Raw genomic sequence first — 8,034 nt, 5'->3', positions numbered from 1 at the left:
ACGCCAAGGACCCCCGCATGAAGGCCAACATCGGCATCCGCCGCCGGCTCGCGCCCCTGCTCGACAACGACACCAACCAGATCGAGCTGTTCACCGCGCTGCTGCTCTCGCTGCCCGGCTCGCCGGTCCTCTACTACGGCGACGAGATCGGGATGGGCGACAACATCTGGCTGGGCGACCGCGACGGCGTGCGTACGCCGATGCAGTGGACCCCCGACCGCAACGCCGGATTCTCCTCGGCGACGCCCGGCAAGCTGCACCTGCCCGCGATCCAGGACCCGGTCTACGGCTACCAGAGCGTCAACGTCGAGGCCCAGCTGGAGAACCCGTCCTCGCTCCTGCACTGGACCCGGCGGATGATCCACATCCGGCGCCAGCACGACGCCTTCGGCCTGGGCACCTTCGCCGACCTCGGCGGCTCCAACCCGACCGTGCTCTCCTACGTCCGCGAGCTGCCCGGCGCCACGGCGGAGACCGACGACGTCATCTTGTGCGTCAACAACCTCTCCCGCTTCCCGCAGCCGGTGGAGCTCGACCTGCGCCGCTACGAGGGACGCGTCCCGGTGGAGCTGTTGGGCGGCGTACCGTTCCCCCGGATCGGCGAGCTCCCGTATCTCCTGACGCTCAGCGGGCACGGCTTCTACTGGTTCCGGTTGACGGATCCGGAGACGACGGGGAGGCCTGTTCTCTGATGGCACTCGACCACGAGGTCCTGCACGATCTCCTCGCGCACGCCCGCTGGTTCGGCGGCAAGGGCCGCACCTTCACCGTCTCGGGGACCCGGGTCCTGGGCAGCGTGGGCTCCGGCGCCGAGCCCGAGGTCACCGTCCTGCTCGTCGAGGTCAGCTACGACGGACAGGGCGACGGCGGCACCGGCGGCACCGACCTCTACCAGGTGCCGCTCTCGCTGTACGCCGAGCCGCAGGAGCGCATCGAGCACGCCCTGGTCGGCATCTGGCGCACCGACGACGGCGACCGGATCGCCTACGACGCGGTCAAAGATCGCGCCGCGATGGCGCACTACCTGCGCGCCTTCGCCGACTCGGACGACGCCTCGGACCGGTCCCTGACCTTCGTCCGGCTCCCCGGCCACGATCTCGACCTCGAGGCGACCGGCTCGCTGTTCAGCGGTGAGCAGTCCAACTCCTCGGTGCTCTTCGGCGAGGACTCCGTCCTCAAGCTGTTCCGGCGGATCACCCCCGGCGAGAACCCCGACATCACCACCCACCGCGTGCTGACCGAGGCCGGGTCGACGCACATCGCCCAGCTCTACGGCTGGATCGAGGCCGCGGACCTGCAGCTCGGGATGCTCCAGCAGTTCCTGCGCACCGCCAGCGACGGCTGGGACCTGGCGCTGGCCAGCGTGCGCGACCTGTTCGCGGAGGCCGACCTGCACGCCGAGGAGGTCGGCGGCGACTTCGCCAGCGAGGCCGCCCGCCTCGGCACCGCGCTGGCCGAGGTGCACGCCCAGCTGCGCGAGTCGTTCCCGACGTCGACCGTGCCCGCCGCGGACCTCGCGACCGCGATGGGCAACCGGCTCGCGGCCTCGACCGAGGTGGTCCCCGAGCTCGCCGAGTACGCCGACGCGGCGCGGGCCGTCTTCGCCTCCGTGGCCGACCTGGGTGCCGTCCCCGTGCAGCGGATCCATGCCGACCTGCACCTCGGCCAGACCCTGCGCACCGTTCTCGGCTGGAAGCTGGTCGACTTCGAGGGCGAGCCGGCCAAGACCCTCGCGGAGCGGGTCCTGCCCGACTCCCCGTGGCGCGACGTCGCCGGCATGCTGCGCTCCTTCGACTACGCGCCCCACGCCGTCGCGGAGTCGATGCCCGAGGAGGACCCCGACGTCCTCCACCAGCGCGCCGTGCGCGCCGACGAGTGGGCTCGCCGCAACCGCAAGGCCTTCCTCGCGGCGTACTGCGCCGACTCCGGCGGACTCGGCGACACCGACCGCACCCTGCTCACGGCGTACGTCGTCGACAAGGCGGTCTACGAGTGCGTCTACGAGGCACGCAACCGGCCGACCTGGCTGCCGATCCCGCTCGCGGGCGTCGCCCGGCTGACGTCTTGAGATCTGCACCGGATCTGCACACTTCCCGTCCGTCTCCTGCCCCGCCGAGCGCCTAGCGTCGTGGTCATGGACCCATCGCGGACGTGGTACGGCATCGGGTTGATCGTGGCCCTCGGCACGACGCTCGTCATCGCCTTCGGCATCGTGGCCCTCGGGATCGTGGGTGACGGCGGGCCGCCGGACCTGGTCTACGTCGCCGCCCTGCTGGTCGGCGTCGTGGGGGCGGTCCTCGCCCGCCTCCGGGCGCACGGCATGGCACGGGCACTCGGGGCCACCGCCGTCGCCGTGCTCCTGGCCGGCGCCGCCGCCGTCGCCGCCGGACTGGCCGAGGACGGCCAGACGCTCGACGTGCTGTGGCTCAGCGCCGGCTTCGCGGGGATGTTCGGACTCTCGGCCTGGGCGTTCGAGCGGTCCGACGCCGCCCGCGGGGCCTAGGACCGGGAGCGGCGCGCACGGCCGGCCGCGGCCATCGGCCGCTCGGCCCAACCGATCGCGGTCCCGGCGACATCCAAGGGGCATGGACACCCTCGGGACCGCCCCACCTCCGGCATCCTTCGTCCAGGAGGTGCTGGTGGACGACGAGCAGGAGTACGCCGACCTGTACGCCGCGCAATGGCCGCGGCTGTACCGGATGGCGCGCGCCGTCGCCGGTGACGACGCGACCGCCGAGGACGCCGTGCAGGCGGCCTTCGCGCGCGCCTACGCCTCGTGGGGGCGGGTCCGGCGGGCCGACCACCCCGAGGCCTATCTGCGCCGGATGGTGCTCAACGAGATCCTCGGGCTGCGCCGCAGGGCATGGGCGCGCCGCGAGCGACCCCACGCGTCGGTCGACGGCGGCCTGACCACCGAGGCGCCCGACCGGGCGATCACCGAGCGGGACCGGATGTGGAGCGCGGTCCGAGACCTTCCCCCGCGCCAGCGCGCCGTCATCGTGCTCCGCTACTACGAGGACCTCAGCGAGGAGCAGATCGCGACCGCCCTCGGCTGCTCGCGGGGGACGGTCAAGTCCCAGGCCGCTGCCGCCCTCGCCAACCTGCGCCGCTGCGGCGCGCTCACCACGGGAGACGACGCATGACCATCGAGCTGGCCGACCTCCTCGCCGAGCGGATCGACGACTTCCCCGTCCCGTCCGCCGACCTCGCCACCGCGCGCTCGGCCGGACGACGGCTGCGTCGCCGGCGGCGGGCGATGGTCGCCGCCGCAGGTGCGACCGGCGTCGCGGTCGTCGCCGCCGGCATCGCGCTGACCTCTCCGGGCGGTGGCGACGCAGGGACGGTGCGCGACCCGTCGTACGCCTCCGTCGGGGCGCTGGACCTCAGCAAGGGCGCGCGCGCGTACGCCGACCCCGGCGTCACCGTGCACCTCGGCGGGCGCGAGTTCCCCTACGGCGAGCTGGAGTGGCTCGACACCGACGCCGTCGCGACCCCGCAGGGCGTGGTGTTCTTCGACGCCGGGCGCCCGATGCTGCTCGACGCGCGAGGGGACGTGTCGCGGCTGGTCGACGGCCGCCTGGACGCCCCGAACGGCTTCCACCCGACCGCGAAGCTGGACCGCGACGGCCGGCTCGCCGCGTGGGCGACCCTGCGCGACGGGACCGCGACGATCACCGTCCGGGACCTCGACACGGGCGACGACGTGGGCTCCACGACCGTCGACTGCGGCCGGTGCGGCGACCTCGTGATCGACGCGATCGACCAGGGCGCCGTGTTCGTGCGCGACAGGGCGGGGACCCGCACCTGGACCTGGGAGGACGACCAGTGGCGGGACTTCGCGGGCCCGGAGACACGAGTCGCGGACGCCCGGGCGGGTGTCGTCCTCTACAACGGCCCCGCGCCCAGCAACCCCAGCAACCCCGGCGGCCCCGGCGACTGGCGACCGGTCGCCGGTGCCGTCGACGCCCAGCTGACCCTCGACGGCCGCTACGTCCTGTCCTGGAGCAGCACCCTGACACCGACCACGCCCGGCGATCCCCCCGTGGTCCTGCCGGTCGGCCCGGCCGCGATGGGCGACTCCTTCGGCTGGTACGCCATCGACACCGACGGCTCGATCCTGGTCGCCACCGGCCGCGACTACCCGAAGTTCACGGTCTACGACTGCGAGGTCGGCGCGCCGGCGTGCGACGAGCTCGGGCCGCTGCGGCCGAAGGGCGGTGACCCGATGTTCATCGGGGTCGACATGTAAGAGGTTCCGCCGATGGGTGGCGGCGTCGCGAGCGTCGCGAGACGCGGGTGATGGCCGGGTGATGGCAAGGCGTCGGAGCGAAGACGTGCTGGGCCGCCCATCGAGCAACGCCAACGCCGCCAGCGCCCGTGTGTCGCGGCGCGCAACAGGCGCCACCTATCGGCGGAACCTCTTAGGATCGGGCATGCCCGTCACCAACCCGTGGCTCGCCGAACCCGCACCTGACGCCGTCCTCCCCCGCGAGGAGCTCGAGGAGCGGATCCTCAACCTGCTCTCGAGCCAGAACACCGCGGTGGTCGCGACCGTCAACGCCGACGGCTCCCCCGCCGCGACACCGGTCCGCTACTTCAGCCTCGGGCTCGAGATCTTCTACACGAGCTGGAACGCCTCGCCGAAGTCACGCAACCTCGCCCGCGACCCGCGGGTGTCCGCTGGCATCGTGGCGCCGCTGGTCGGTCAGGCGAGCAGCCGCGGAGCGCAGCTCTTCGGAACGGCCCGCACCCTGGAGCGGGACCATCCCGACGCCGACGGCTACTGGGAGGCCGTGCGCTGGCAGTCCGACCACGTCGAGCGTGGGCGGTCCCTCGACGATCCGCCGGCCGACCCGCTCACCGTGATCACGCCGGACCGCATCGTCTACACCGAGCACTGGCTGCGCCGGGCCGGGTACGCGCCACGGCAGATCTGGCGGCGCTGAGGCTCGCCCGCCGGCGTACCGCTGTCCCACCGGTCCCACCCGTCTCGCGCGTCACCACGGAGACGCGGTTCCTGGCGCTCACAACAGCTCCACCGGCTCCCGCTCCCCCACATCCGCCGACACCGCACAGTCGCGGTCCTCGAGGGCGCAGTGCCACGCCCAGCACAGCTGCCCGGCGCCGACGCCGATCAGGGCCGCGACGGCGAAGCCGAGTGCGGACCCGCCGATCACCGGTACGACGGCCACGGCGGTCACGGCGTTGAGGACCAGCGCCAGGAAGGTCGCGAGCGAGACCACGGCGCCCCGGCGGGCGGGGAAGCGGTCGAGGAGCATGAGCTGGAAGGTCGGGTAGCTCACGCCGTTGCCGAGGGCGATCAGCGCGACGCCCACGATCGCCCACGGCATCCGGTCGCCCCAGGAGGTCGCCGCGATCACCACGCCGACGACGCCGCCGACGAAGGACGTCGTGCAGCCCCACGAGATCAGGCGGCGGGCGGAGATCCGGCCGGCGGCACGGCCGCACAGCCACGAGCCGAGCATCATCGAGCCGATCATCGGGACGAACAGCTTCCAGAAGTCGAGCTCGCCCTGCCCGAGGACGTCGACGACGAACAGGGCGGCGCCACCGATGTAGAGGAACTGCGCGCCGAAGATCAGCGCGGTCGCCCATCCGCGGCGGTGGAAGGTGCCGACCCGGCCCACCTCGACCAGGCCGCCGAGGACGGCGCCGACCCGCAGCGGGACCCGTCGCTCGGCCGGGTGGGTCTCGGGGAGGAGGAAGAGCACCGACCAGATGAGCAGCACCCCGAGGGCGGCCTGGAAGCCGAAGATCAGCTGCCACGGCCCCAGCTGCAGCAGCACACCGCCGAGCAGCGGTCCGACCGCGGGCGCGAGGCCGAAGATGATCGCGACCCGGCTCATCAGGCGCTGCGCCTGCGGTCCCTCGAAGAGGTCGCGGATCACGGTGCGGCTGACGATGGTGGCGCCACCGGCGCTGAGGCCCTGCAGCGCGCGGAACACCAGCAGCAGCGGCAGGCTGCCCGCGACGACGCACCCCAGGGACGCGAGGACGTAGACCGCGACGCCACCGATCATCACCGGCCGCCGACCGACCGCGTCGGACAGCGGACCGTGGAAGACGCTCATCAGGGCGAACGAGCCCAGGTAGACGGTCACGATCAGCTGCAGGGCACCGGTGTCGACGGCCAGGTCGCGCCCCATGTCAGGGAACGCCGGGAAGGGGGTGTCGATGCTGAACGGCCCGATCATCGACAGGAGAGCCAGGACGGCCGGGACGAGGACGGTGTACCGCCAGCCGGCGCGTTCGGTCATCCCCGCATCATCCACCACGCGTTAGACTCACATGGATGCCGCCCAATGAGAGCAGCACGTCCCGTTCCACCCTCGGGGAGATGGATCTCCACCTCGTCGGGGAAGGCCGCCACGAGATGCTCTGGCGCGTCCTCGGAGCCCATGTCCACGAGGGTGTCCCTGAGGGTCACGACGATCCCGAGCCGGGCACCAGCTTCGTCGTGTGGGCGCCCAACGCCCGCAACGTCAGCGTCGTCGGCGACTTCAACGGCTGGGACGGCAACGCCCACCGGATGAGCCCGATCGGCTCGGGCCTGTGGGAGGCGTTCGCCGCCGGCGTCGGCTCGGGGGCGGCGTACAAGTTCGTCGTCGAGGGCGCCGACGGAATCTGGCGCCACAAGGCCGACCCGATGGCCTTCTTCGCCGAGGCGCCCCCCGCCACGGCGTCGCGGGTGTTCACCAGTACCCATGTGTGGCAGGACGACGCCTGGATGTCCGCCCGCGCCGCGCGGCAGCCGGTCAACGAGCCGATGGCGACCTACGAGCTCCACCTCGGCTCGTGGAAGCGCCACCCCGACGGCTCGTTCTGGTCGTACGACGAGCTCGCCGATCCCGACTCCGGGCTGCCGGGCTATCTCGCCGACCTCGGGTTCACGCACGTCGAGCTGATGCCCGTCATGCAGCACCCGTTCGGCGGCTCGTGGGGCTACCACGTCACGTCGTACTTCGCCCCCGACGCCCGCTTCGGCGACCCCGACGGCTTCCGCCGGCTCGTCGACGCCCTCCATGCAGCGGGCATCGCCGTCATCCTCGACTGGGTGCCCGGGCACTTCGCCACCGACGAGTGGGCGCTGGTGCGCTTCGACGGCACGCCGCTCTACGAGCACCCCGACCCGCGCCGCGGCTGGCATCCGGAGTGGGGCTCGCACATCTTCGACTTCGGCCGGCCCGAGGTCCGCAACTTCCTCTTCGCCAACGCGCTCTACTGGCTCGAGGAGTTCCACGTCGACGGGCTGCGGGTCGACGGCGTGGCCTCGATGCTCTACCTCGACTACGGCCGCAACGACGGCGAGTGGAGCCCCAACAAGTACGGCGGCCACGAGCACCTCGAGGCCGTGCAGTTCCTCCAGGAGCTCAACGCCACCGCCTACAAGCGGGTGCCCGGCATCGTCACCATCGCCGAGGAGTCGACCGCGTGGCCCGGCGTCACCGGCGCGACGTCCGGGGGCGGACTCGGCTTCGGGTTCAAGTGGAACATGGGCTGGATGCACGACAGCCTGCGCTATCTCGCGCACGACCCGGTGCACCGCGCCTACCACCACGGCGAGCTCACCTTCTCGCTCGTCTACGCGTTCTCGGAGAACTACGTCCTGCCGATCAGCCACGACGAGGTCGTCCACGGCAAGGGCTCGCTGGTGCGCAAGATGCCGGGCGACCGCTGGCAGCAGCTGGCCACGCTGCGCGCCTATCTCGCCTACATGTGGGCCCATCCCGGCAAGCAGCTGCTGATGATGGGCTGCGAGTTCGCGCAGGAGTCGGAGTGGGCCGAGGCCCGCGAGCTCGACTGGTGGCTGCTGCAGAAGCCCGAGCACGCCGGCGTGCGCGACTTCGTGCGCGACCTCAACGCGCGCTATCGCGAGGAGCCGGCGCTGTGGCGCCTCGACAACGACCCGGCGGGCTTCGCGTGGATCGACGCCCAGGACGCCGGGCACAACGTCTTCTCGTTCGTGCGCCGCGCCGGCGCCGACGACGACGCGACCGCCGATCTCGTGTGCGT

General features: G+C 72.4%; 8 protein-coding genes. 7 read left to right on the top strand and 1 reads right to left on the bottom strand.

Features of this window, described 5'->3' with window-relative positions; genetic code table 11:
• The 6 genes from FHP29_RS22655 to FHP29_RS09080 form a co-directional block, all read left to right on the top strand.
• Positions 1 to 692, top strand: a 692-nt coding sequence (locus tag FHP29_RS22655; RefSeq protein ID WP_240044416.1) for an alpha-glucosidase C-terminal domain-containing protein, incomplete at its 5' end; no start/stop codon positions are given.
• A complete protein-coding gene (locus tag FHP29_RS09100) occupies positions 692 to 2,068 on the top strand; it encodes a maltokinase N-terminal cap-like domain-containing protein (protein WP_139622548.1) in 1,377 nt (458 codons plus the stop codon). The genes FHP29_RS22655 and FHP29_RS09100, both read left to right, overlap by 1 nt.
• 66 nt (positions 2,069 to 2,134) lie before the next feature.
• The gene (locus FHP29_RS21655; protein ID WP_158296528.1) at positions 2,135 to 2,503 is read left to right on the top strand and encodes a hypothetical protein; all 369 of its coding nucleotides are present in this window, start codon (positions 2,135 to 2,137) and stop codon (positions 2,501 to 2,503) included.
• Between the two features lie 82 nt (positions 2,504 to 2,585).
• The gene (locus tag FHP29_RS09090; RefSeq protein ID WP_139622547.1) at positions 2,586 to 3,143 is read left to right on the top strand and encodes a SigE family RNA polymerase sigma factor; all 558 of its coding nucleotides are present in this window, start codon (positions 2,586 to 2,588) and stop codon (positions 3,141 to 3,143) included.
• Entirely contained in the window at positions 3,140 to 4,249 is a 1,110-nt protein-coding gene (locus FHP29_RS09085; RefSeq protein ID WP_139622546.1) for a nuclear transport factor 2 family protein, read from the top strand. The genes FHP29_RS09090 and FHP29_RS09085 overlap by 4 nt, the downstream gene beginning before the upstream one ends.
• Before the next feature lie 184 nt (positions 4,250 to 4,433).
• On the top strand, positions 4,434 to 4,946 hold the full coding sequence (locus FHP29_RS09080) for a pyridoxamine 5'-phosphate oxidase family protein (RefSeq protein WP_139622545.1): 513 nt from the start codon (positions 4,434 to 4,436) through the stop codon (positions 4,944 to 4,946).
• A gap of 78 nt (positions 4,947 to 5,024) precedes the next feature.
• Here the strand turns inward: FHP29_RS09080 and FHP29_RS09075 are convergent, their stop codons facing one another.
• Positions 5,025 to 6,278, bottom strand: coding sequence for a multidrug effflux MFS transporter (locus FHP29_RS09075; protein WP_139622544.1), 1,254 nt, complete (start codon positions 6,276 to 6,278; stop codon positions 5,025 to 5,027).
• A gap of 80 nt (positions 6,279 to 6,358) precedes the next feature.
• On the opposite strand from FHP29_RS09075, the gene glgB reads away from it, so the two are divergent.
• Positions 6,359 to 8,034 (top strand): 1,4-alpha-glucan branching protein GlgB (gene glgB, locus FHP29_RS09070; protein WP_240044415.1); only part of this gene is annotated, 1,676 nt, incomplete at its 3' end.

It is taken from the genome of Nocardioides albidus (assembly GCF_006335005.1).
Taxonomy (GTDB): Bacteria; Actinomycetota; Actinomycetes; order Propionibacteriales; family Nocardioidaceae; genus Nocardioides; species Nocardioides albidus.
The sequence above is the reverse complement of the archived record's forward strand: the minus strand, read 5'-3'. Positions and strand labels throughout refer to the sequence as shown.

Excerpts from the sequence above, each read along its gene's own strand:
- FHP29_RS09085 (WP_139622546.1), top strand. The coding sequence starts at position 3,140 with ATGACCATCGAGCTGGCCGACCTCCTCGCCGAGCGGATCGACGACTTC.
- FHP29_RS09075 (WP_139622544.1), bottom strand. The coding sequence starts at position 6,278 with ATGACCGAACGCGCCGGCTGGCGGTACACCGTCCTCGTCCCGGCCGTC.
- FHP29_RS09100 (WP_139622548.1), top strand. The coding sequence starts at position 692 with ATGGCACTCGACCACGAGGTCCTGCACGATCTCCTCGCGCACGCCCGC.
- FHP29_RS21655 (WP_158296528.1), top strand. The coding sequence starts at position 2,135 with ATGGACCCATCGCGGACGTGGTACGGCATCGGGTTGATCGTGGCCCTC.
- FHP29_RS09080 (WP_139622545.1), top strand. The coding sequence starts at position 4,434 with ATGCCCGTCACCAACCCGTGGCTCGCCGAACCCGCACCTGACGCCGTC.
- FHP29_RS09090 (WP_139622547.1), top strand. The coding sequence starts at position 2,586 with ATGGACACCCTCGGGACCGCCCCACCTCCGGCATCCTTCGTCCAGGAG.